The following is a 24,274-nucleotide window of genomic DNA, read 5'->3' as shown; positions in this document are numbered from 1 at the left end:
TATGAAGGTTCAAAAAGCGATCATAAAGAATTTCATGCCCTTCTACAAGGAGGTTCCCGTTGACCTCCAAACCAGTAGTGACTCTCCTCTAATCCTTATGGGCGGCAAAAACGACCGAGGGAAGACCGCGTTTTTTACTGCGATGCGTTTCTGCCTCTACGGATTTGAAGGCGGAAACGCGGAGAAATCAAAGAAACGCCGGCAAGCAATCAACCGGAAAGCCGCAAAAGAAGGATTAGGCGAAGCCAGCGTCACTCTCGAATTTACGCACAATCAGAACGTCTACGAAATCGAACGGGTTATCGAGTTCGACCAAGTCGATGACCCTGATGAACGGGATTGGAACTCCTGCTACGTCAACGTCAAAAAGCCCAGCGTTAGCGAAGGTAAAGAAACCGTAATCGACCAGGCACCGAACGAAGACCCTGCCAAGAAATACAACCGGTTCATCAACGGCATTCTCCCAGAAAGCGCCTCAGATTTCTTCTTCTTCGACGGCGAAGAACTTGACCGATACGCCGGATCCTACAACGACTCCGAAGCAGATGTCCGAGAAGCAATCGAAACTGTTCTCGGAATCCGGGAGATTCAAAACGCGATTCACGACTTAAAGGATGAGGGAAAGGACTACTACCAGGATGAATGGAAGAACAAGGCCGAGGACGTAGAGGAACTCCAAGGTCTTTCAGAGGACATCAGTAGCGTCCAAAGCGATATCGAGGCGAAAAAGACGGAGAAGAACTCGGCTAAAACAAAACTTCGGAAGAAGGAGAAGCGCCGTAGTCAGATAGAAGATGATCTGGCAGAAGCCTCCGGTGTAGCCGGCAAGCAGGACCGAGTTAACGAAATCAAAGAGGAAATCGAAGGCAAGGGCCAAGACGACGGTTTGAAGCACGATCTGGATGAGAAACGTGGAGAGCGCCGCGAACTCCACTCCCGTCTCGGTCCGTTGATGATCGGTATCGGTGCAAAACACGCCATCGACAACTACGACGTTTCCATCGTCTCCGGGATGGAAGACACCATCGAGTACCTCCTTGACCGAGATGACTGTCTCTGCGGAGCCGACATCGATGAAGACGCCGAGGAAACCTTAGAAAACACCCTTGAGCAGCTACGGAACGACGAGATGAGCACCATCTCGGAACTGCAAGGATTTGCCTCAGACCACCTTGACTGCCTCACCTCCGGCGACTATCCAGAGAACCTGAACGTCAACCAGGCCAAGAGCGAGTACGTCTCTATACAAGAGGATATTGAGGGTCTGGAAGAAGATATCAACGACCTCGAAGACGAAAAAGAGACTCTCGAAGGAGAGATCGAGGAAGCAACAGTCACTGCCGAAGAAGCTGAATCTCTGCGAGACACCAAAGAGACTCTCGACGAAGAGATTGGCGGTCTGAAGACCACAATCAAAGACTTGGACGAAAAGATAGACGAGCTCGAAGAACAGAAACGAGAGCTGGAGCAGACAGTCAACTCAATGGAAGCCGCGGACGAAGAGGAACAGCGCTACCGCACACTGATGAAACTCTCCGACGAGTGCGCTGACGCCTGGGAAGAAATCCGCGACAGATATGTCGAAACCCAGCGTGAAAGTGTGGAAAAACACGCCTCCAAAATCTTCCAAGAACTCACCAACAAGAACGACGTCTACGAAGGTCTCACCATCAGCAAAGACTACGAACTCGACGTCAAGACAATCTCCGGAGACCGGGACATAGAAGAACAGAACCCCAGCAAAGGCGCTCGACAGATCATCGCCTACTCCTTCATCGCTGGACTGAACAAATTCACCGCCCGAGAAGCACCCGTCGTCATCGACACACCAATCGGCAGGCTCGACCCAGAACACAAAGAAAATCTGATCGACTACTTCCCCAACTTCCGTGACCAGGTCATCATTCTCTACCAGCCCGGAGAGATCGATGAAGAAGACATCGAACAAATGGGCGACAACATCTCCAGCCACCTGGAGATCCATCAGCGAGATGACGATCCCGAATCCTCTGAAGTCAGCCCCATTGAATCAGAAACCGAGCTCAGACGGGTGCTTGCCAAATGAGCACTACAACCTCCAGACGGCTCAAGACAGCCCGCTTCGATATCTACCGAAACATGGTGCTGCGGACCGCCCGCAAAGACGACAATGTCGAAGTAAACGATAAAAACGACTACCCCTTCGACACCAACTACGAACTATTCACTGCTGGTCTGGTTCTCGGATTTCTCAGAGATGATCCCCGTACAGAGTCCGAAGGCAGCTACTCCCAAGACTTCATCCAGGTAAACCGAGTCGGTGGCTCCTCCGAAAATGAATACCGAGAGGGAATCGAGTTCATCTACAAACTTATCGAACTGGAACACAGCGACGAAGATCCAGAGGACAGCGAACTCTGGGAACTTGCCCTCCAATATGCTGATGCCGGCGTAGAAGCAATCGACCAAGACATCAGCCTGAAAGACGAGTTTGACCTCCTCGCTTTCATCGACGAAGCTGATCAAAAGTGGGAAGAGCGTCTAGAAGATGTTCTCGTAGACCAGCAAGAGAGCTAACCCAGAATATCGTCCAGCCGGTCGTTGACCATGTTGTCGAACTCTTTAGCTGGTTCTTCTTCCTGTTCCTGTTCCTTTCTCCACTCCTGAAACCTTTCCTTGGCTCCAGTCCAGCTTCCGAAATACCGGGCTGCCATCGTTGAACTGTAACGTCCGTACTCGTTCATCTCTTCTTGGGTTATGTCATCCCCGACCTCGTCAGCTACCCGGTGCATATCCTCTAACAGCAGTTCCCCTTTGTCGATGCCTGCAGCATCAAGCGCATCATCCCAAGAGCCGAACTCCTCCTGGTAAGTGTGGGCAGTGAAAGCACCTGACTCGTTCATATCCGCTGGATACGGTATCCCCTCAACTTCTTCATCAACCCACTGCAGCTCCTCAATCAGCTCTGCTTCCGAAGGGCCACTCGGCTCAGACTTCTGCTCCTCTTCCTCAGCTTGTGATTCCTCCTGCTCTTTCTTCGCCTCTGTCGCCGCCGTGTAGTCGTCCTTCGTAATTGAATCAGGGACTATCCCTGCCTCCTGGAAAGCCTCAAACAACCCACCGAACTCCTCACGGAACCGGTCGGGAGCATAGTTAGAATGCGTCTCAATTTCCCCTTCGTCCGGCAGATGGCCGATACTTTGCGCTACCGAAACCAAGTCCATCAACAGGTCTCGGTTCCGGATGTTCTCCGACACATCCTCGGAGTTGCTTGAATCCCCTGTCACGTACTGGTTCAGACCACTATTTTCACGGACAAAATCTTTCGCCTCCTCTGTCACACAGATGTAGCTATCATCGTTCCTGTAATAGTACGGTTTCAGCTCCGACTCCAGATACTGGTGAACCTCGCTGCCCGAAGCCATGTCCCACTGATTCTTCAGCTTAGAATTACTGGTCGGCTCAAGACGGACAAGATCTAACAGCCGATCATGCGCTTCATCGGGGAGATCGCTGAGCTTCTCCTTGATATTGGCCTTCAGTTCTGGCCCGAACTCGAATCTTCCCGTGTCTTCGTCATAATTGACGGAGTTCCTGTTATTCGATGGCGGCATACTGTCTCGTTACCTTCCATTTTACAGTGAGGTGTATCGTGTTTTGCGGTAAGAGAATGGGGGGACTGACCGACCAACTGCTCTATCGGATCTACTGGTTTCTCTTCGAGTGGAACCTGAACGCGATCACATGGAAGGCTATAATCACCGTCGCCGCGATCTGGATTGTTGACACCCTGTTCCTCACAGGGTTAATCGGAAATATCATCGTAGTTTGTTTTCTCGGATTCATCGCGTTGGTAGCGCTCATTCCCTACGCCCCGACTGTCGTCGGAGCTGCTGACAAAGCCAACTTCATCGATCTCACGGAAGAGCAGTCGATGGTACGGCGCGTCTTCTCAGTGATCTTCAGCGATGTCACCGAATACGTGGAAACTCTGGTCGACTACCTCTTCGGAGACTAATCCTCCCCAAGGTCCTTCAACAAGCTCGTCAGTAATTCTAACTAAGATGCAAGAAGATCTCTGCGGTACGGGCCGAAGCTACAATATGGAAACTGATAGATGCGAACTTGATGTCTCTGCCTGCTTCAAGCAAGCAGTTGGCACCGGTATCACGACGGGCATCACTACCGGCCCACAGAATGGCTTGATCGCTGGAACTGCTGGCTATCTCGTCTGCAAAGGCTTCCGGAGTATGGAGAGCTCATATGATGTCCCCCGACAATTCGATTCCTCCAGGTGGAAACGGGACAACTTCGACTCACATCAACCGTTCCCTGTCGACAACCCAGAACCGTACTACCAGGAACCGGATCCTATCTTGGACAACAATTTCGATACCTGGCGTGCTGTGGAAGACATCTGGGCTGTCGACGGCCTCGAAAAAGATTTGATCCGCGACTCAGATTCCAACCCAGCTAATCAAGGATCGCTGTCCTCTGACTCGTCTAAGAACTATTAGATTCCTTAGGAGACTCCACCATACACTAGTTTGAGGTGGTGTTGTTTTCGACTGAGCGTTCCAACTGCCATGAATTGTTTAGGACCTCGTCTTTGTCGTCGGTGCCGCCGGTGGTGAGGAGTCCGACGTGGTAGAGTTGGTATTTGTATTGGAAGTGGAGGCCGGATTTGTAGATGGTGGGGTCGTGAAGCGTCGGTTCGTTGATGTCGCCGTCGGCGGTGAGGACATCGTTGCGGCGGGTTTGGGTGAAGAAGACTTCGACGGCGAGTGGTTGGTTGATTCGGCAGGCTTCGGTGGCGACGTCAGCGATGGTTGCGTTGTGAGTGCCGGTGTGGTGGAGGTGTTCGAGGGCTTCGATGATGAGTTGTGTTGGGTCGTACTGGATGGCGATTGAGCGGGCGAGTTGTGCCCATCGCGGGGCGAGTTCGGTGAATCGGGTTGATCGGCCGGTCCAGGCGTCGAATTGGTCAAGTGCTGCGGAGAGGCTTCCATGCCGGGTGCGGGCGAAGCGGACGACTTCCGCACCGAGGTGTGTCAGCGTCTCTCCGGCGGGACGGTCATCTACTAAGCCGAGGAGGATTGCGCCGCGGCGGCCGCCTGACACGCTGTTGATTACCTTATCGGCGTAGATGTCTCGTGTGTTACCGTCTGCGGTGAGGGCGAGGACGTAGCCGAGGTAGTTTTTCGGGTGGTTGACTGGGAAGCTGCCTTCGGTGAGGTGGTGCGTGGTTGCTTGGAACCGGATGGCGTCGATGGTGGTTGAGAAGTCACCGGCTCCGGTGACGCGAGCGGGTTCGACGAGTGTGGCGTCGTGAGCGGTTTCGACACCGATGATGCCGACGTTGAGTTCGCGGGCGAGTGCGCGTGCTGTGTCAGTGACGCTCTGGATCGGGGCAGCGACGTACCCGAGATTAACTTCGGAGAGATGAGCGTGTGCTTGGTTGATGCCGCGAGTCACGTCCGCTGCACCTGGGTCTGAGTTGTGGCCTTTCGCTTCGATGACTGCGACGGGGGTGGTCGCGGCGTCGCCGTTCAGCACTTCGGCAGCTGGCATGCCAACGCCGAGCAGATCGGGCTCTCCTTCTGCGAGACGGATCGTATTGTACGGTGCGAGGCGGTCACGGAGTTCTTCCGGGATCGTCCACCCGCCCCAGGTCGGTTGTGTGAACTGCGTTTCCGTGACAGCGTAATGATTTGCGCTATCATGGAGAGTCGGGTAGAGCGTGTCCTTCGCGGCAGCTAGAACAGTTGGTTCGGTGAGTGTGGCTGCCATTGCTGTTCTTGTTTTTATCCGAGGAATATAAAACAGATTATGGGCAGTTCTCGGCCAGATGAATTGAAGCACGGCATTCTGGCAGAATCGGTCTGAGGTGGAGATATAACTACATACCAGTTACTCTTTTTAGGATACTCTTTCAGGGTAGGATATGTTCGATTCTCAGGGCGAGTCGTATTACCGTTCTCAGTTTCTTGTTGATCGGTTCAAAGAGCGTGAAGAGCCGTCGTGGGAAGCGCTCAAGGAATCTGCTGAGCAAACGACTCGGGTCGTCCGAGGGACTGTCGAGAGCTTGGTTGAAGAGCGAGAGCGGATTGGGGATCAGGAACTGAAGACGCTGTATCATTTGTGTCAGAATAGCAGTGATGGGCGGTCGGCTGAGGACAAACGGGAGCTTGTCCGTCAACTTGGCTTATCTGATGGCAAGACAGAGCAGATCGTCGATGATATCGATGCGTCTGTTGGAAGCGTTGGTCAGAGTATGACGAATCCCCCGATACATGTGGGGGGAAAAGAAGACGAGTTTCCTGAGTTGGAACGGGATTTGCACGAGTGTTTTGCTCGGATTGTTGAGGACTATGAGGGTGAATCGGAGTTAGTCGATACAGTGCGTGAGATCTTGACGATTGACTTTTATGGGGTTCAGTCCGGCCGTATTTCGCCGATATTTCATTACCTGGCTCCTGATCTTTTTCCAGTTATCAACGGACGGTCTTGTGATGGAATGGAGTTGATGACCGGTGAGCAGGTGAGTCAGGAACTGAGTGATTACCTGGATGAGCGTGAGAGATTCCTTGAAGTTCGAGAAGAATTCTCGTTCGAGAGCCATTTCCGTGATTTAGATTACTTCCTTCACTGGGTACAATCGGCCGACAACGTATGGTCTGAGGCGCTCAGGGAAGGAATTTCTCGGAACGCGTGGCAGGTACAACCTGGGACGAACAAGCATTCGTACCCAGAAGAGCTCTGGCCGATCTGGATAGAACGAAATGTGATTTCAGTGGGGTGGGATATCGGACCATTAAGCCAGGTCTCTACTGATGAGTTGAATTCGCAGAGCAAAACGCTCGTAGAGCGGATGTCGCCCGGAGATATCGTGGTCGCCAAAGGAGGACATCACGATCTGTTGGGGCTCGGTGTCGTAGCGCCTGATGGGTACGAGTATGTGGGCGGTACGGTTCGTGAGATCGCGTTTTCTAATGAGGGTGAATCAGACACGCATCCGTGTATCAGACACGTTGAGTGGGTCTTTACGCGAAGCGTTTCTGACGCGGTCAATATCCAGGACTGGGGAGTTTCAAAACAGTTTGACAATCGGACAGTCGTCGCGTACGATTGTTTTGAGGAACTTCGAGGACTTCTGGCGAGGAATCTTCCAGCGGAAACACTCGCTCCACTGCAGCGTCTTGAGCATGCTAGTGTAGATTTTGCTACGCAGAGTTTCTTCATCCTGCAAACGGGGAGTGACGAGTGGGAGGATAAACCTGCTGAGCAGTACCATTTCAAGATGGGAATCCCTGGTTCACGGAAGTTGGGGGATGCTGAGACTGCCCGTGTGTTATACTTGGAAGACGGAGACATCTATGCGAGGGCACGGATTGTTGAGATTCACGAAGAAGAGCGAGGTGATGAGACGCACTGCTTCGCGGATATTGAGGAGTACGAGGAGTTGGATCCGGTTGACGTGAATTCAGTGCGTGGGGAGTTTGAGACATCTATTTCTCTCCAACACCCGATTATCGAGATTACGGGCCGTGATTATCGGACCGTTGTGGAGTTGGGGACGTCCACGCGGTACTTCTGGGTGAATGCAGAAGCCACTGACTGGCAGGAGGAAGGGGGTGAGGCCTTCTATACGGTTACAGGTCCATCTGGTGGGAAACGTCGAAATCAGGAGGCGTATCAAAAGGCGCAGCGGGGCGATGAGGTGCTCGTCTATCAGATTTCGCCTGAAAAACGTGTTGTCGGGCGAGCCCACGTGGCTCGCGGGTTACACGAGGAATCTGTAGAGGATAGCGAGGAACCGGTAGCCGGGATTACCCTCCGCTGGGATGAATCTGTGGATGGGGTAGGTTGGAACGACATAACGTCGGATTCAGAACTGGAAGCCAGTAGGCTCGTCGAGTCGGGAAACAGCTTTGTTGTTACTGAACTCACCAAACAGGAGTACGATAGGATTCTGGAGTTGACCCGGAAAACGACGTTTGGTGATTTCGTTGAAGAGCTGGAGGTACCGAATTCAGAGATCACTGTGGATCGGAAGAATCTGCACTTCCCAGATGGGGCGGAGGATGAGCAAGGGGAGTGGGGCCGAATCCAGTCTCGGATAGAGCGAGCGCTTGCGAATGGGAAGCACGTGTTGCTGTTTGGGCCGCCGGGGACGGGGAAGACGAAGCTTGCTCGTCAGGTGTGTGAAGACACAGTCGGGGAAGACGATTTTGAGCTTGTGACGGCGTCAGCTGATTGGTCTACGTTTGATACCGTTGGTGGGTATCAGACGACCTCGAAGAATACGCTCGAATTCGAACCGGGAATTGTGCTGGATCGGTTTCAGGACGATGCTGATGGGTCGCCGACGAACGAGTGGCTCATCATCGACGAACTCAACCGAGCTGATATCGACAAAGCGTTTGGATCGCTGTTTTCTGCATTGACGGGTGAGAGTGTCACGTTGCCGTTTGATGGATCGAATGGGGATCCGATCCAGATTCTCGATGCGTCACAGACGGGCGTGGAGGTGGACACGAATCGGTTCTATATCCCGGAGGATTGGCAGATGATTGCGACGATGAACACGCTCGACAAGACCTCGCTGTATGAGATGAGTTATGCGTTTATGCGACGATGGGCGTTCATTCCAGTCGGGATTCCTGAGCTTCCTGAGCGGGTGGACGAGGATGATTCTGAGTTAGAAGAGTTGGTTGAGGAGTACGTGAAGGTGTGGGCGGCTGATGGGAGCGTACCTGAAGCTGAACAGCATTACGAGCCGGTGGGTCGGATCTGGCGGGCTGTGAACGAGGAGCGGTCAATTGGACCGGCTATTGTGGAGGATATCTACGAGTACGTTGCAGCGGCACCAACTCGTGAGGACGCAGATTACGTGTCGCCGCTGATTATGTATGTGTTCCCGCAGTTGGAGGGGCTGCGTCGGAACGAGTTAGAGGCCCTGATCGAGCAGCTTGATTCGATTGTGGATGATAGGGCTGGAGAGTTGTGGACGGTTGCGCGGGACTTTTTCCAGGTTGACCTGCAGCCTAGTGACGAGGAGTGATTTGGGATGGCGAAGACGAGTGAGGAGGCGTTACTCGATGCGATTGCGGATGATTTCCACACGTACCTTCGGAAGGGGGTTCGGTTTGACCGAGTTATCGGTTCAGCGCACTCGGATCTTGAGATAGACGATATCGAGACTCTGCTTCGGATTCACTTTGTGTTGACTGATGCTGAAACGGATGACCAGGACGTCGGGGTGTTGGACTTTATGCGGGAATTGGAAGCACGTATCCGCCGGATGAAGACGACGACCTCGCCGGAGGCACATGAGTATCATGGCGAGGTGCGCGGGCAGATCGATTGGCAAGGGACAGTGAAGACTCGGGCAAGGGCGGGGCGACTTAGTGAGCCGATCTTCGTGTGTAACCAATCAGAGGAACATTACAATATCGACGAGAATCTCGTGTTAAAGCGGTTACTAACCGTCATTCACGAGATTCTGACGGAAGATCTGGAGTACGCAGTGGACAATCCAGATGGGTATGGATGGCTCGGCCCATGGGTCGATTCAGACAGCGAGATCGCGGTAGAGGCTGAGTCTGCAGTGGAGATGCTTGATCGGATCTATGAACAGAACATCTATCTTCAACGCATCAATGTTGAGGAGGCAGATATCACGGACCGGACTGTTGAATCGGTCAAGCGATCTCGGTCAAGATTCTATCAGGAGGCTGCGATTCTACTGGATCGGTATCGGCAGCTGGTGAATCAAGAACTGGATAGTGATGAGGCACGCGAGATTCTGAATCACACGATTATTGCACCTGAGAAGACAGAAGTCCTGTTTGAACTGTACTGGGTATTCCGCGTATTAGATGCCTATGAGGGAGTCCAGTACCGGGTATTGACTGACAGTAGAGAAAGCCCGTCGACAATCGCTACGTGGGAACAAGACGGATTCCGGTATCGGTTGTCGCACGATTCAACAGGAGAGAAGCTCACGTTCAACGAGTCAGTGGGAGATGAGGACATCGATCCGGATGGGTATTTGTTCCGAATGAATGAGGTGCTGTCTCGGTGGCAATCATTGTCTGAGCGGATGTTGGATCGCAGTGGGAGTGGTTCGCTGTGGGGTGGCCGTCCAGACATTGTTTTGGAACGGTACCAGGCAGCGGAATCGGGTGACTGGGTATTGGACCAGGTGTTTATTGGAGAAGTGAAATACACTCAGAGTGTCGATTACGCTGCGACTGGGCTACGTGAATTACTGGAATATATGGCGTTTGTTAGGCAGGCTGCTACGGATGAGTATGTCGAAGCCCCAGAAAATATTCTTGATTCGGTTGACGTCAAAGGTCTACTGTTCGTGGACGATCTGGGCCGAGAGATCCCGTCGAATTCGGAGGAGAAGATCGAGATCGTACAGTACCCTGACTCGCCAGATGAGGTGTTTTAGATGATTTCAGCTGCTGTCCGGCGATACGCTTCGTCGAGGGTTGGGCCGCCGAGTGTGGTGTAGAGCTCAATCAGGTCGGCGACGTCGCTTGTGCAGTAGTCTTCGAGCAATCGTGTGAGTTCTCGGTGGACACTGGTCGCTTCGATGCCTGCTTCGACGTTGTCGATGTAGCGTTCGCCGAGGACTTGACCGATGTGTTTGCCTTGGACAGCGGCTCCATCGATGTCTGAAAGGTATGTGTCTGGGAAGTCGTAATCGTCGTACCAGACGCCCTCGTTGTTGATTTCTGTGAGATTGTATGCTTTCCAGTCTGGGAGAATGTGCTGTTCGTCCCAGAGTTCTTCGGAGTACTCGTCGGCGGCTGCGAGAGCGACGTCGATATGGTTCTCGAATAGCGTCTCGGTTTGTTCCTGGAAGGTTTGGTCTGCGGTGTCGTCGATGTCGCTGGCCCAGTTGAGGAGATGCTTTCCGTCGAACCAGGCACCGTTGTAGGTGAGCAGGCGCTCGACATCTCGTTGGTCGCACCACTCGAACATTCGCTGGTAGAGGTCGACGGTATAGGAGGCGTCCCAGCCGCCGCGGCGGAACATAACTTCGGTTTCTGGCGTGGTTTCTAACTCATCGGCGTATGCGAGGCTGACGGCAAACCATTCGTAGTATTTCGTGTCGTTGGAGTTCTCGGGTGGTTCTTCGAATGGACTCGCGGTTTCGATGTCAAGGACGAGTGTTCCCATGTTACGAAAGTGCCTCCACGCCGACTTCTCCGAGCAGTTCCGTAAGTACGCTTTCGAACTCGCGTGTTTGGTCGGGGAATGGGGTTCTGGTGTGTGCGAGTTCGTGGAGAAAGACGCCGATAAATTCTGCCTGGTCGCTTAACACGTTACGGTGGATGATGATTCGTTGTTCTCCGGGCTCGTGGAGCCCGCGGGTCTGGTCGTCGTCGGTGGCTCGGAACTGACTCGCTATGCGGTACTCGTAGTTTTGCGGCCGTCCCACGATTTCTAGGATTTCATCGCGGGAGTCCCACGCGGCCAGTTCCTTTGTCGTGAGTGCGGATTCATCGACCCAGTCGAATTCGAAGCTGTCGTTGTACTCGTTTTCGTAGACTGTGACGTCCCGGATTTGATTGCCGTCGACGTCGGATGTGTCTGAGAGTTCGGCTCGGATTCGGTCGGGTACGGTCACGACGGAGTGCCCGTCGTCTTTGGCGTGGTCGAGGAGGTCCCGGTGTTTCTGTTGTTCGTCGACGGTTGTGACGACGACGTCTTGTCTGGCGTTGAGAATCCGGACTGCGTGTAGTTGGATTGGTTTCCAGCCGAGTTCGTCATGGGTTTCACCGTCGGTGAATCGTTGCAGGTCATCGACGAGGCGCTTTGCGACAGCTTCGGAGTCACACGCCTGGAGGATCTTTTTGACGCGGGATGTGTACGCGGTTCGGCCGACGTTGGAGCGCTCGCGGTTCAGCGCGTCACGGATTTTCTTCGTCGTGTTCGTGATGTCGTACGAGAACAGGAAGTTCGGCTCTTCAGCGACTTTGAGGCCGGTGACGTACACGCCCGCGTCTTCCCCGTCTTGAACCTGATAGACATCACCGAACCCAGTCGATTCTAGAAGGTCCAGATCGGAGTACCGGATGAAGTTCGATTTGGCGTCTGCGATTGCGGTTTCAGAAATCCCGTCAAGAACGACGTCCGTGCCGTCGATATCTTCCTGTGGAGGGTGGATGGTTACGTGGAGGGTGGAAATCTCTTCGAACCCGTGTTTCGGCGCTTCTTCAATGGTGAACGTGTTGTGTGAAGAGTGGATGGTGACGTCGATACCGTGACGATGGTAGGTGGCGAGAGCGTCTTTCAGTCCGACACCGAACTTCCCGATGACAGTATCGGGGTTGGCCAGTTTTTCGTCGTCTTCTGATTGAGTGAGGTGCTCGTACCGGAGGCCGCGACCGTAGTCTCGGATGTGCCAACGCCCCTTATTGTCTCGTGAAACTTCAGGGTCGGAGCCGCTAGTGAGTGCTTGTTCATCGAGTGCGTTCGCAAGGATCTCGCGGGTAGCATCGGCTGGCCCCCATGCCTCAAGCACTTCCTCCATATTCAGATCGAACTTTCCAGTTTGAGTCGCCATGATGCCACATATCAGGCGGCCAGAATAAGCGTTCTCACGAGGCTGAAATTAGGCCAATTGCCGAACCAATATCGTTTACAGCAGAACTTGGATTACACCAACGCAAGAACTTGATCAATGACTTCGTCAAGCTTCGGGACAGACCGGTCATCCTGCTTTGCAGTCTCGAATACAGTAGACATAACCGTCGGGTTCTTCGCCCCTCGTGACTGTTTGTGATATCCGTATTTGTCGCAGGCGTCCCGGAGTGCATCGTTGTAGAAGTCAGGGTCGAGCGAGTTTCTGATACATTGGGTTAGATTCTCTTGGAAACATGCATGGCGATCATAGACTCCCGAAGGCCAGTTTTCTTCTTCAGCGTCAACAAGACGGAGCAATCGCTTATTGATGACTGCTTCTGACTCATCATCATGGTCTGAGTCAAACATAACGTAGACAGATCTCCCTAATTCCTCGAAAATAATAGCGGGCCGACCGATTTTTGTTTTCCCGTTGCAGGGAAGGACAGCAACCCCTTCAGAGCTAAGATCGATACCCCTAGCACTCGCCCGTCCCAAAAGAGCTGACCGGTCTTCAAGCCCTTCGACCAGTAGAACAACGTCGGAAAAGAATCCCTCATTAACCCAGGGCGTCATCACCGGTTCCAAACGAGCGCGTGTCGATTCTCCGGAGAAGGTTCCTTCATCTGCTTCATGGACATTCTCCATCTGTCGAGCAAGCGTCTCCAATGAGCTCTGTTTAACCTGAGTGTGTTTGGGATAATCCTCCGCTGCTTCGATCTTTGATAAGCTCCGTATGTCGTCAAATCGCTTCATACTCACCATCAAAGGAGAATGAGTGGAATATACGACCTGAACGCTACTAGCTGTGCCTGCTATTCCCTGGTCGTCGAACGAAGACAGAATAGACATAAGATGACGCTGACGATTTGGATGTTGGTATAGTTCAGGTTCTTCGATACCTAAAATAAGGCTCGGATCGTGGTCGCTATCATCTTCGCCGGTCGAGCTCATATCCTCGCTATGGACTGCTAAGTTTTGCAGGAGAGAAATAATGAAGGCACGCTGAGAGCCGTGACCTGCGTGTTCAACTTCCGAGACAAAATCATCTACCTCCAGTTTGATATCTGCCTGGGGCATTTGAATATCGATGACATTCTCTGTATCCCAGGAAAGGTCTACACCGACACCAGGTGCGAAGGTTTCTAGCGTAGAGGAAAGGTCAGACTCCAACTGACCAAGTTCTGCTTCTGATGCATCCTCAATTAGCTCTGAATAGCGCCGCTGAGCGGCTTGTTGAAACTCCTCTAGCTCATCCCGTTCCGAGAGTGCTGCACGAACGACCAAGTCCATCAGCTCCGTAAGGGGACTACCTCGTTTATCATCAGCATCCTCACTCGCATCACGGACTGCCGGAATCAAGAGATATCGCGTATATTCCTCAAGAGCAGCTTGACCAACCGAATTAAAACCGAAGAATTGACCGTCATCTCGTCTACGTTCACATTGGTCGGGGTGTTCCTCTTCCCACTCTCGTAATACCGACTCTGCTTCTTCCTGGTTTTGGTACTCAGGAAATTCGCTGTAGCCGCTATCAAATAGAGCCTCATATTCTCTGCGGAGATCGTGGCCACTTGCATTACGGAACCCGTCAAAGTCCGGATTATACAAGCGATTCCCGTGGTATCGTTGATTGCCACGGTTATCCGGATACTCCATTACCTTTTCTACGGTTAATGTTTCACCGCCGGTATATGGACTGAATTTTTCTTTAGCATCTTCCCCCAAATCTGTGAACTCCACTTGAACACTGATCTCTTCGTTTGTGTTGCGATTGTAGAAGTCCTCTTCGGAGTACGAAGCGTTCGCTGTATAAAACAGTTGTAACGACCTTAGGAACGAAGATTTTCCAGCTCCATTTGATCCTATAAGAGCAGTCAGCTCATTAAAATTGATCTGCGCATCCCTAAGACTCCGAAAGTTTTGGACACGGACTGAACTAATGCGCATTATTTGACCTGGTCGTAGCTATAGTTGTCTTTTATATTCCGATGAAAGTATTTTCCATGTGAAGAAGCACTCATGAGCTCTTGGTGGATTCGCTGGGGGACATTGAAATACTGGTAGACTCTTCCACCGTTGAACTCAATCTCCAATACTTGAGTTGATTCATCATATCCTACACTGCTGAGATTGCTTGATGAGACAGGAACCCGCTTCATGCTACATTATGTGCCACAATAGTCATTTAGTTCTATTCATCAAACAACGAGTTCCCTAGAATCTCAGTTGCTGTGTTGGGTGAGGCAGTAGGGGAGGCCGGTGACTTCGACGGCTTCGACGTCGGGGGCTTTGATGGCGGCTTGGCCTTTCCCGTATTTTTGGAGGTCTTGTTCGTAGCCGCGGGGGATGGAGGGGACTTTGGTGATGACTTCTTCGCGGAGGCCGAGGAAGATGTTGGTGTTGGTTTGTTTGAGGATGTCGCCGTCGATGTCTTCGGGGTTTTGGGTGATCATAAAGAGGCCGAGTTTGTCTTTGCGGCCTTGTTTGACGGCGTCGCGGGCGCGGTTGACGATGTATTGTTCGCGGAGGGTGCTCGGGTCGGAGACGTAGTTGTGGGCTTCGTCGACGGCGACGAGGAGTGGGGTGTCTTTGACGTTGGGATCGACGTTGTAGTCGTCGATTTTGTTGTCGATGATGTAGGAGAGGATAGAGAGGACGGTGAGTTCTTCTTTTGCGCCGTGGAGGTGGCTGGTTGGGATGACGGTGACTTGGCCTTCGCGGAACACGGCGTTTGACACGTCGGGGAGGGGGTTGGTGCCGTGGTCGAAGACGTCGCGGTAGGCGGCGTCGGTGACGCGACGCATGATTGCGCCCCATGTGCCGTCTTCGATGTTGTACCGCTGGCGGAGCGGGCTGTCCGAGTCTTCGTTGGTGCGGAGGTACTGGAGGAACCCGTCGTACGTCGGCGTGTCAGTGTCAGTGAAGTACGCGTCGATGCAGTTTTCGAGGGCACCGCGTGTGACTTCCGTCGGGGAGTACGGCATGAGGAGCTGTGGACGGTGCTCGACGAGCGAGAAGGGGATCGTGAGGTTTCGACTCTCGCCGGTACTCGGGGCGTTGGTGTTTCCGATGTCCGGGATGAATGTCTCGAAGTTGTCGATGCCGCCGACTTCGATGCCTTGGCGTTCAAGCCGCTGAATGAGTTCGTCCTCGTTGCGGAGTTCGGGGTTGTCGTTCCGCATTTCGGAGTATTCGTTTTCGGGGTCGAGGATGACAAGGTTGAGGCGGCTGTGTTCGGTGTCGCCGGTCTGGTGGTTCTCTATCGGGTAGCGCTTGTCCGTGGCGAACTGGCGGAGCAGGTTCTTCGTGAAGTGTGTTTTCCCTTTCCCGGTGGAGCCGGCGACGAGGGTGTGCCGGAAGATCGCGGGTTCACCAGATTCGATTTCATTAGTTACGGGGTCGATGCCGGGGTTGTTGATGTAGTAGGGGAGTGGGTCGCCGTCAACAGTCATGCGGTCGCCGCCGACGGAAAGGTACCCGGCGAACACGCCGTCGTGCGGGATGTTGAGGCCGGTGCGGAGGTACTCTTCATTGAGGGAGAGCGCCACGGGCGTGTTGGGTTTCGGGATTTTGTTGACGATGCTGCGTTCGAGCCCGCCGTCGGTGGCGGAGATGATGGCGATTGGTTCGAGTTCGGCGACGAGAACGAACTCTGTCTCGTCGAGGGTGTGGGCTGCCGTAATCCGGTTGTGCGTGTCAGATTTGTCGTCGAGTTCCGTGTAGGGTTCGTATCGGAGGCCATCGACGATAGCGAAGAGTTCGTCGGGTTGCTCGGTCGGATCTGACTGTGGATATGGGATTTGGACGTAGTCACCGACGCGAACGTCGTCACGGCAGTCGGTTTTCACGAACGCGTTGACTTTGTAGTCGCTGCGCGTAACGTGAATCTCTTCGCTGGCGACGATGTGACCGAGCTCGTCTTCGTCGGAATCGGTCAGCGCGTTCGGTACAGATGTCTCGGGAACGTTCGCTTCGGATTCGACGTCATCACTACTATCCGTGGCCTGTTCGTCTATGGCGGTGGATTCGGTTTCAGTCGATTCGTCGTCTGCGCCGGGGTCGTTTTCGAGGAGATCGTCTAAGTCGTCGCTCATTGTTGGAATTGAGTTTCTGGCGGTTGTTCGATATCGTTCCAGCGGCCGTCCCAGTTGTAGTCGTGGGCGTAGTCGGCGGTCGTGAGGAAGTCGCGTATCGTGTCGCGGTTCTCGGGGCTAACTCGGGCGATGCGGTCTGCGCGCTTGACGGCACGCGGCACGTCTTGCGTTTGTGCAATCTCTTTCAGTACCTTGTACTGGAGTTCGTCGCGTGTCGCCGCGTCGGCGATCATGAGCTGCGGCGTTTCGACGCGGAGGACACCGCCGGTCTTCGGGAGCCGGACGTAGAAGAACGCTCGGCGGTAGTCTGTCGGTGCGCCGTGCGATAGCTCGCTGCTGTAGGGTTCCAGGAGTTCGAACGCCTCGCCGTTGACCGGGGCTTGTTCGTGGACGAACCAGGATGTGTACGTGAGGTGTTCGAGGCTCTCGTCGCGGAGTACCTCCGCGATGAATTGGTGGTCGCGCGTCCACGGCACGTCCGGGGCTGTCCCGCGCTCACCTGTAATATCGTTCGCCCCGAGTTTCTCGTCGAGGGCGTCGAGGAGTTGGCTGATGGTGGAGGTCTTAACGACGCCGACGACGGGGAATCCCTGCTCGTACTGGGTGTCGATCACGTCGATGTAGTTGCGGACGATCTCGTCGGGTTTCTCCCACGTCCCAACGGGAGTCGTCCGGCCGACTTTGTCAAGAAGAACCCAGTAGAGCACGCCGAGCGGGTAGACCGCGCCGTCGATGAACAACACGCCATCGAACGCATCTACCTTCGCAGCGGCGTGCGAGCTTTCGGCGAGGCCTTGTGCGGCCGTGGCGACGGACTTCGAGAGCGTCGCCGAGCGTTGGGTCGACGGGAACTGGACAACTTCACCGGCGACGTGGTCCGTTTCGAACTGCTGGGGGTGGAGCGTGCTGTCGCTGTCGGCGAGGTAGACGACGGTTTCGATGGTGCCCGTGTCCTCGATGCGTTTGTCCGCGTTCGCGCCGGCGACGCCGATCTTGGCGTACGCCGTGTCCACGATGAGTCCATTGTTGAACTCTAAGGGTCGGGTGGTGCTCGCGTCGAGCCCGTATGTGGGACTGCCCCACGGGTCGCCAGTCCACGTCCCAAGTTCGTCGATCCGTGTCTTCTGGTATGACGGGTCGTCGAGCGCGCTCACGTGGCCGCCGTCGAGTGCGATGTGAGCGAACAGCTCGCGCGCGTACTCAGATTGTGACGTGACGTCACGCGGAATGTTCGTGTCGATGTGGTCGAACATCTCGCGGACAATGCCGAGTGCGTCCGCGTCCATTCAGTCGTCCCCCGCAGTCCGCATCGTGATCTGACTCGTGTTCGACGCCTCGTCGATAGTGACGTAGCACTCGTGGTCAGCGCCGTGGATGAGGCTCTCGTCGTGTGAAACGACGATGATCTGCGGGACGTTCCAGTTCTGAATGGTCGTCAGCATCTGTTCGAGCTGGCCGACGTGGCCTTCGTCGAGGAATGTCGTGGGCTCGTCGAGGATGAACGGCGGGAGCTGGCCCTGGTTGCCGCCGTGGAGTTCGGCGATGAGCTTATAGATGCCGGCGCGGAGCGCGAGATTCACGATGGCGCGCTCGCCGCCGCTGGCGTTGCTCGGATCCTCGGTCGTTCCGTCGTCGCGCAGCAGGCGAATGTCGTACTCGTAGCTCCCGCTGCGGTCGTTGTACGCTTCCTCGATGAGGACCTGCTGGTAGCTGCTGTTCTTGTAGATCTCTTTGAATATGTCGTTCGTGTACTCGTTGATGTACGCGAGGTACTGTTCGCGGAGGTCGGACTTTGTGCTCTCGTAGATGGCAATCGTCGAGTCCAGTTCGTCGTGGACTTCCTGCGCCCAGCGCTCTTTCCGCTCCGAGAGGTCGATCTGCGCCTTCGTTGCACGGAAGTTCTCAAGGTCTGCTTCCAGGCGTGTCCGCTCGTCACGGGTATCTTGGAGTTCCTCCTGCCGGTCGTCGCGCTGGTCCTGGCGCTTCTCGACGAGTTCCTCGACTTGTCCCAGGTCGTCCTGGAGGTCCTCGATATCCTTCTCGCCGAGGTCGTCCTCTATGTCCTCTTTCTCCTGGCGGAGACGGGCGATCTGGCTGTTGAGAGCCTCGATCCGGTCACGTGCGTGTTGGATAGACTGCTGTTCCTGGTGGATCGTGGTTCGGAGATCGGCGATGTCGTCGTAGCGTTCGACTGCGTCTTCGACCGTCTTCCGAGCGTCGTCGAGCTGTTCGACGCGCTCGTCCGCAGCTTCGAGGGCGGCTTCCGCGTCCTCGACAGCCGCTTCCTGGTCAGCAATGTCGCCGTTGAGGTCCGCGATTTCCTCGTCGAGCGTGTCGATGGTATCGGCCACGTCTTCGATCTCGCTCTGGAGGTCTTCGATCTCGGTTTCGAGCGTGTCGACCGCGTCACGCTGCTCACGGACCGCTTCGAACGTGCTGAGCACCTCGTCCCCGGTCTCGATGTCGGCGGTGACGGTTTCGATCTCGTCGTCAAGGTCCGCTACGCGTTCGTCGAACTCGTCGATTTCAGCCTCAAGTTCGGTGATCGTCGTCTCACGGGCCTCGATAGTATCTTCAAGATCATCGATGTGAGTCTCTACGTCGGCCGCCTCGTCTCGGAGCGACGTCACGTCCTCCCGTGCCTCGACGAGCGTGTTCTCGCGGAACTGAATGGCATCGATGACATCATCACGGAGGTCCTGTAGTGACGCTTTCTCCGACTGGAGCGCTGCCTCGGTCTCCCTCTCGTCTTCGAGGGCAGACTCCGCGTTATCGATCTGCGCTTCGAGGTCCGCAACCTCATCAGTCACGTGTGTTTCGTCGACCGACTGTCCGCATTTCGGGCACGTCCCTTCTTCTTCGAGGGCTTGGAGTTCAGTGATCTCCTCCTCGTAGCGCTCGATGTCGTTCTCGTGGCCGGCGATAGTGTTCCCGACGTCGTTCAACTCGGTGTTGACCTGTTCGAGCCGGGTCGGGAGGACCGTGTCGCGGAGCTCGCCAAGATTCTCCGAGGTAACGTCGATATCGAGGTCGGAGCCGAGCGAAGTGAGCTCGTCGAGACGGCGTTCGAACTCGTCCTCGGCTTCCGAGAGGTCGTCCTCGGCGTGCTCGATGTCGGCCTCTATGTCAGCGAGTTCGACCTCGGCATCGGCTAACTCGTCTTCGGCGTCGTCTCGCTCAGACCGCGCGTCTTCGAGATCCTCGCTGGTGTGCTCGCGTGTCGTTGTGACCTCGCGTTTCGTCCCGGTCAGGTCTTCGCGCTGCTCGCGGAGATCCTCGATACGGTCCGTGACGGCGCGCTCGTGCTCGTCAGTGACCTCGTCGAGGTCGTCGACCGAAGGGAGGAACGCCGCGACGTGCTCGTTCCGGTCGTCAAGCCGAGTATGGAGGTCCGATTCGGCGTCTTCGAGGTCTGCCTCTGCCTCTTCGAGGCGCGCTTCGAGTTCGTCGCGCTCGTTCACGCGTGCTTCGCGCTCGTCGCGGACCTCGGTGAGGCGCTCTTCGAGGCGTTCTAGCTCGGCTTGTGCGTTCTCGAAGTCGTTCTTCCGCTCCGTCCGCTCTGTGGACGCGGTCGTGTACTCACTCTGTGCCTCCTCACGGGCGTCACGAGCACTATCTGCCGTGGTGAGATCGTACTGGACCTCGTCGTCAAGGGCGGCGATCTCGTCTTCGAGGGCTTCGATGTCGTCCTGAGCGTCTTGGATTGTGGACTCGCTATCGTCGATGTCGGACTGCGCGTCTGTGCGGTCTTCCTGTGCGGACTCGATCTGTTCGACCTTGTCGTCGCGTCGTGCTTCGAGGTCTTCGTAATCCTCAATGTCGCCCTCGATGCGGTTGCGTTGCTCTTTGAGTTGGTCGATGAACTCGTCGTATTCCTCGATCTCCGCTTCCAGTTCCTGAATGCGGTCGGTGAGTGACTGGATTTCGTCCTCGTACTCCGGTTCGGTATACTCGAAGCCGTCGAGATCCTCTTGGTAGTTCTCACGGCTGTTCTTGTTTCGCTCTTGGACGCGCCCGGCTCCGCGGCGCGCGAGTTTCATCCGGTCGATGTATTCGTCGATCTCGTCGAGACCGAGCAAGCTGTCGATCATTTCGGCGCGGTTGCCGGCGTCGATCAGCCGGTCGATCTCGCCCTGTTTCACGTAGACCGAACTGGAGAAGTCGTCCTCATCCATGCCAAGGAGGCTGATGACTTCTTCGCGGACCGGACCGATCCCGGTGATCGGCTCGGAGAACGAAGGCGCGTCAAGCGTGGCGCTGTTCGGCGTACTCGTGGTGTACAGCTTCCACGTCGCGGTGTATTCGGTGCCGTCGATCTCGAAGACGAGCTCTACCGTTCCTTTGTCTTCGCCGCGTCGCACGAGGTCGTCAAGCCTGAAGTCATTCGTCCCGACGTTGCGGATCTTCGAGAGGAACAGCCCACCGAAGATCCCCATCAGGAGCGAGGTCTTCCCGGCCCCGTTCTCACCGTGGATGAGGATCGTTCCCTTGGGGAACTCGACGGTCTGATCCTCGTAGCTCCGGATGTTCTGGAGCGTGAGCGAGTTGATCTTCACTGCTCGCTCACCTCATCATCATCCACATCGTCCAGGTCCGCGAAGGCGTCCGTCTGGGCGTCTTGAATCATCCCTTCGATGACGTCGTCGATTTCGCTGGTCGCCAGATCGTCATCGCTCCGAATGCGTTCCTCGACGGCGGTCGTGATCTCGCTGAGGTTCTGCTCGGCGAGTTTCTCCTCGATGAGTTTGTCTGCGCTCTGAATCGCGCCCTGCGGGCCGTCCTCAGGATCGAACTGTGTTCGTCCACGACGGTCGTCAACCTTGCATACCGCCGCGCCGTTATCGACGACCATCTCGTAAACGTCGCTCGACGTGACGGGTGTCCGCTCACCGGCGAGCGTGACGATAGCAACCGTGTCATCGAGCTGGTGCCGTGCGATCTGGTCGCGCGCATACCCGTGACTGTCCTCCTCGTCGAACTCAATCCGGATCGAGACGAACTCCCGCGTGTCGAGTTCGATCTCTCGTCGGTCGAGTTCACCGTCTTCTATTTCGAGCAGGCTGACGGTCCGCGGCTCTACTTCGTCCGTCGCACAGCGTTCGGTCGAGCCAGCGTACCACGCAGGGACGCCGTCGATAATACCACTCTCAGTCTGGTGATAGTCACCGAGTGCGAGCGCATCGACATTGATGTTTACGCGTTCGAGAACCTTGCCGAGGTTGTGGTCAGCGTAGAATTCGGGGACGAGCGGCTCGAATAGCTGGTGGAGGCCGAGCAGGCAGAACGCGTCGCGGTTCTCAGGTTTGTCGAGTGTGAAGTCGGTCGCCTCCCACGCGGGTTTGGTGACGGCGTCAATCCCGTAGAGAGCGACGTCGTCGTTTACCGTTGTCGGCGTGCGGTCTAGGCGTTCGGCCGTGCCGGTCTCTCGGATGAGGTCCAGCCACTGTTTGTCCATCTTCCGGTCGTGGTTTCCGACGATCCCATAGAACGGGATGTCCGCGTCGGCGAGTTTCCGGAGGGTTTGGATGCAGTCCGTGACGACCGGAAGCGAGGGCGTACGACGGTGGAACAGATCGCCCGTGTGGATGACGGCATCCACGTCTTCACTGACCGCGCAGTCGATGGCCGCGTCGAAGGCATTCGTGAAGTCGTCTCGCCGGATATCGCTTCCGTACTGGCGATTCCCGAGATGTGTATCGCTTAGATGGAGGATTTTGGTCATTGGTCTTGGATGACTATAACCTGACAGCGGAGGGTACAATAACGTGTGGTGACCGAAGTGGAAGTAATAGCTATACAACTGGAATATACGAGTGTCAACAGTAATCTACAGCATTTTTCTGGCAAGTGAGTCGGAGAGGGTAGGCCGTCGGTATTTTGCGTACGTTTATTAATCACAGTGAGGGACCGCTCATATGACGAAAGAAAACTGGTTCCAGATGCACTTACTGGAACGTGAAAGAACCGCGTTTGAGGTGAGTCGGCGATGAGTTTTAGATCAACGGACCAGGACCAAGATCGATTTGACCAGATCGTCGATTTGAAACAGGACACGTTCTGCTATCGACCGTTGCGCGAGGCTATTGTTGAGGAACTGAGGAGCGATGAACAGTTCCGTGTCCTCTTAGTGTTGTCAGAACAATCTCGGCAGTTCGTAGCCGCCCGTGAGTCACAGGTGGGGCAGGGCGACTCAATGCGGAGTTCCATCGCAGACTACGGAGAAATTCTAGATGAGGCTCTCCATCGTCGAGCGGATGAGCTCATTACGGAACTCTGTGCGTCATACGTTCGTCAGGATGACCGATGGTTGGCTGAGGATCCAGACTCCGTCGACACGACCGAGATTCAGGCAGCTTTCGACGGAATCGATCAAGCGCTTCAGTGGCTAAACGATCACGAGGAAATCGTGGCACGGCTGGGAATCACGTATCCCGAGGACAAGTGGTGACAGACGTTACGTGGCAGATACGCCCTCCGAACCGAGTGTAGAGGGCTTTTTTGTCCATACTCGTTCACGTACCCACGAGCGTACACACAGACGTACATGAGTATGTACCCGGCAATAGAGGAGAGATGTCTACAGAGGTGGGACCTGCTCACGCTGGCCGCAGCGAGTGTCGCCCTCTCGATACCGGTTCCTCCTATCAACATCTATAGATATGACTGTGGAAATTCGAGAAGACCCAAGACAAGGTCGTCTTGGGCTTTAGCGTATCGTGCTAGAGCCAAGGGCCGGATTTGAACCGGCGATGGGCGGCTCTGCAGGCCGCTGCGTTAGGCCGGACTCTGCCACCTTGGCGCGAATAGGAGTAGTCAACTCGGTCGTTTAAGCGTAGCGGATTCGATTAGCCTTCCCCTTCCGACTGGCCCGGTTCACCGACTCCCTCGACCGGGATGGTACTGTAGATCGACGACTGTGCCTCATCCGGAGAACTGAACTGCTCGTCGTCGACCCGAGTCAGTAGCGCGGATAGTGGCTCGGAGCCGTCCGCGTACACGAGTCGTACGTCGTCGAACTCCGCTCGGGCCGCTTCGACCGATAACGGATACGTCGCCGCTTCGAGGAGTGCCGTGAGTTCGTTCAGTTTGACTTCACGAGTCATACGACACTCTCGGGACCCGGTCGCATAGTTACGCACTGGTTATAAATACAGGAAGCCCACGGGAGAGGGATGTTTCTCTCGGGTGGGCTGTGTAAGGTATGAATGGTGGCGGCGAACCGGATTTCCCAGAGGCTCGCGCACTCCAGTACTCGCCGGAACGCTGGCGGGCTTATCTTCCGTGTTCGGGATGGGTACGGGAGGCAACCCCGCCGCTGTGGCCGCCTAACGCCGAGTCGCGGAGTCGAACCGCGAGGGTACCGGTCTCGGTTGGTCTCCACCGTGTGTTCGTGCGATCCAGTTTGCGCCTGGACTCGTTCAGCGACGAGATAATTCGTCGGTGAATGAGTCACAGTGCGTATGAATGATGGCTTTGGTCTGTTAGTGCTCGTGGGCTTAACGTCTCGTTACCTCGACGCGCACACCCCGAGTCTATCGACCGCGTCTTGTACG

Annotated in this window: 18 protein-coding genes, 1 tRNA gene and 2 rRNA genes; 7 read left to right on the top strand and 14 right to left on the bottom strand. The window is 55.2% G+C overall.

From position 1 onward, the window contains the following. Position 1: 1 nt before the first annotated feature. Together VI123_RS07335 and VI123_RS07330 are read left to right on the top strand one after the other, a co-directional pair. A complete protein-coding gene (locus tag VI123_RS07335) occupies positions 2-2,065 on the top strand; it encodes an AAA family ATPase (RefSeq protein WP_336337403.1) in 2,064 nt (687 codons plus the stop codon). After that, the gene (locus VI123_RS07330) at positions 2,062-2,556 is read left to right on the top strand and encodes a hypothetical protein (protein ID WP_336337402.1); all 495 of its coding nucleotides are present in this window, start codon (positions 2,062-2,064) and stop codon (positions 2,554-2,556) included. Before VI123_RS07335 ends, VI123_RS07330 begins: the two co-directional genes overlap by 4 nt. Here VI123_RS07330 and VI123_RS07325 read toward each other — a convergent pair. Beyond that, the gene (locus tag VI123_RS07325) at positions 2,553-3,593 is read right to left on the bottom strand and encodes a DUF5797 family protein (RefSeq protein ID WP_336337401.1); all 1,041 of its coding nucleotides are present in this window, start codon (positions 3,591-3,593) and stop codon (positions 2,553-2,555) included. The genes VI123_RS07330 and VI123_RS07325 overlap by 4 nt on opposite strands. Before the next feature lie 56 nt (positions 3,594-3,649). Between VI123_RS07325 and VI123_RS07320 the strand changes: the two genes are divergently transcribed. Next, entirely contained in the window at positions 3,650-3,997 is a 348-nt protein-coding gene (locus VI123_RS07320; protein WP_336337400.1) for a hypothetical protein, read from the top strand. A gap of 46 nt (positions 3,998-4,043) precedes the next feature. Beyond that, positions 4,044-4,496: a hypothetical protein gene (locus tag VI123_RS07315; protein ID WP_336337399.1), complete on the top strand. Its 453-nt coding sequence runs from the start codon at positions 4,044-4,046 to the stop codon at positions 4,494-4,496. Positions 4,497-4,521: 25 nt separating this feature from the next. On the opposite strand, the gene VI123_RS07310 is transcribed toward VI123_RS07315, so the two are convergent. Beyond that, a complete protein-coding gene (locus VI123_RS07310; protein WP_336337398.1) occupies positions 4,522-5,769 on the bottom strand; it encodes a hypothetical protein in 1,248 nt (415 codons plus the stop codon). 154 nt (positions 5,770-5,923) lie between these two features. Here VI123_RS07310 and VI123_RS07305 point away from each other — a divergent pair, with 154 nt between their 5' ends. After that, entirely contained in the window at positions 5,924-9,043 is a 3,120-nt protein-coding gene (locus VI123_RS07305) for an AAA family ATPase (RefSeq protein WP_336337397.1), read from the top strand. A 6-nt stretch (positions 9,044-9,049) separates the two neighbouring features. Then, positions 9,050-10,441 carry a hypothetical protein gene (locus VI123_RS07300; RefSeq protein WP_336337396.1) on the top strand — a complete coding sequence of 464 codons (1,392 nt, stop codon included), beginning with the start codon at positions 9,050-9,052 and terminating at the stop codon, positions 10,439-10,441. Here the strand turns inward: VI123_RS07300 and VI123_RS07295 are convergent. The 8 genes from VI123_RS07295 to VI123_RS07265 form a co-directional block, all read right to left on the bottom strand. Next, complete coding sequence (locus tag VI123_RS07295; RefSeq protein ID WP_336337395.1) at positions 10,438-11,175, bottom strand: hypothetical protein; 738 nt, start codon at positions 11,173-11,175, stop codon at positions 10,438-10,440. The two genes, VI123_RS07300 and VI123_RS07295, sit on opposite strands and share 4 nt — an antisense overlap. A 1-nt stretch (position 11,176) precedes the next feature. Continuing rightward, a complete protein-coding gene (locus tag VI123_RS07290; RefSeq protein WP_336337394.1) occupies positions 11,177-12,565 on the bottom strand; it encodes an ATP-binding protein in 1,389 nt (462 codons plus the stop codon). A gap of 92 nt (positions 12,566-12,657) precedes the next feature. Further along, positions 12,658-14,574, bottom strand: a complete 1,917-nt coding sequence (locus tag VI123_RS07285) for an AAA family ATPase (RefSeq protein ID WP_336337393.1) — start codon at positions 14,572-14,574, stop codon at positions 12,658-12,660. Continuing rightward, a complete protein-coding gene (locus VI123_RS19295) occupies positions 14,574-14,786 on the bottom strand; it encodes a KTSC domain-containing protein (protein ID WP_407066991.1) in 213 nt (70 codons plus the stop codon). The genes VI123_RS07285 and VI123_RS19295 overlap by 1 nt, the downstream gene beginning before the upstream one ends. Positions 14,787-14,849: 63 nt before the next feature. Then, positions 14,850-16,721, bottom strand: coding sequence for an ATP-binding protein (locus VI123_RS07280; protein ID WP_336337392.1), 1,872 nt, complete (start codon positions 16,719-16,721; stop codon positions 14,850-14,852). Then, positions 16,718-18,007, bottom strand: a complete 1,290-nt coding sequence (locus VI123_RS07275; protein ID WP_336337391.1) for a DNA double-strand break repair nuclease NurA — start codon at positions 18,005-18,007, stop codon at positions 16,718-16,720. Before VI123_RS07275 ends, VI123_RS07280 begins: the two co-directional genes overlap by 4 nt. Beyond that, a complete protein-coding gene (locus tag VI123_RS07270) occupies positions 18,008-21,277 on the bottom strand; it encodes an AAA family ATPase (protein ID WP_336337390.1) in 3,270 nt (1,089 codons plus the stop codon). It abuts the gene before it with no gap. Further along, complete coding sequence (locus VI123_RS07265) at positions 21,274-22,443, bottom strand: DNA repair exonuclease (RefSeq protein WP_336337389.1); 1,170 nt, start codon at positions 22,441-22,443, stop codon at positions 21,274-21,276. Before VI123_RS07265 ends, VI123_RS07270 begins: the two co-directional genes overlap by 4 nt. Positions 22,444-22,707: 264 nt before the next feature. Between VI123_RS07265 and VI123_RS07260 the strand changes: the two genes are divergently transcribed. Beyond that, the gene (locus VI123_RS07260) at positions 22,708-23,169 is read left to right on the top strand and encodes a hypothetical protein (protein WP_336337388.1); all 462 of its coding nucleotides are present in this window, start codon (positions 22,708-22,710) and stop codon (positions 23,167-23,169) included. Positions 23,170-23,444: 275 nt separating this feature from the next. On the opposite strand, the gene VI123_RS07255 is transcribed toward VI123_RS07260, so the two are convergent. The 4 genes from VI123_RS07255 to VI123_RS07240 all read right to left on the bottom strand — a co-directional run. Next, positions 23,445-23,520: transfer RNA gene (locus tag VI123_RS07255), tRNA-Cys, on the bottom strand. A 46-nt stretch (positions 23,521-23,566) separates the two neighbouring features. Continuing rightward, complete coding sequence (locus tag VI123_RS07250; RefSeq protein WP_336337387.1) at positions 23,567-23,824, bottom strand: DUF5789 family protein; 258 nt, start codon at positions 23,822-23,824, stop codon at positions 23,567-23,569. Positions 23,825-23,927: 103 nt separating this feature from the next. Beyond that, positions 23,928-24,050, bottom strand: a 5S ribosomal RNA gene (rrf, locus tag VI123_RS07245). 132 nt (positions 24,051-24,182) lie between these two features. Then, positions 24,183-24,274: ribosomal RNA gene (locus VI123_RS07240) — 23S ribosomal RNA — on the bottom strand; the annotation flags it as partial.

The sequence above is a fragment of the Haloarcula sp. DT43 genome, from assembly GCF_037078405.1.
GTDB lineage: Archaea > Halobacteriota > Halobacteria > Halobacteriales > Haloarculaceae > Haloarcula > Haloarcula brevis.
The sequence above is the reverse complement of the archived record's forward strand: the minus strand, read 5'-3'. Positions and strand labels throughout refer to the sequence as shown.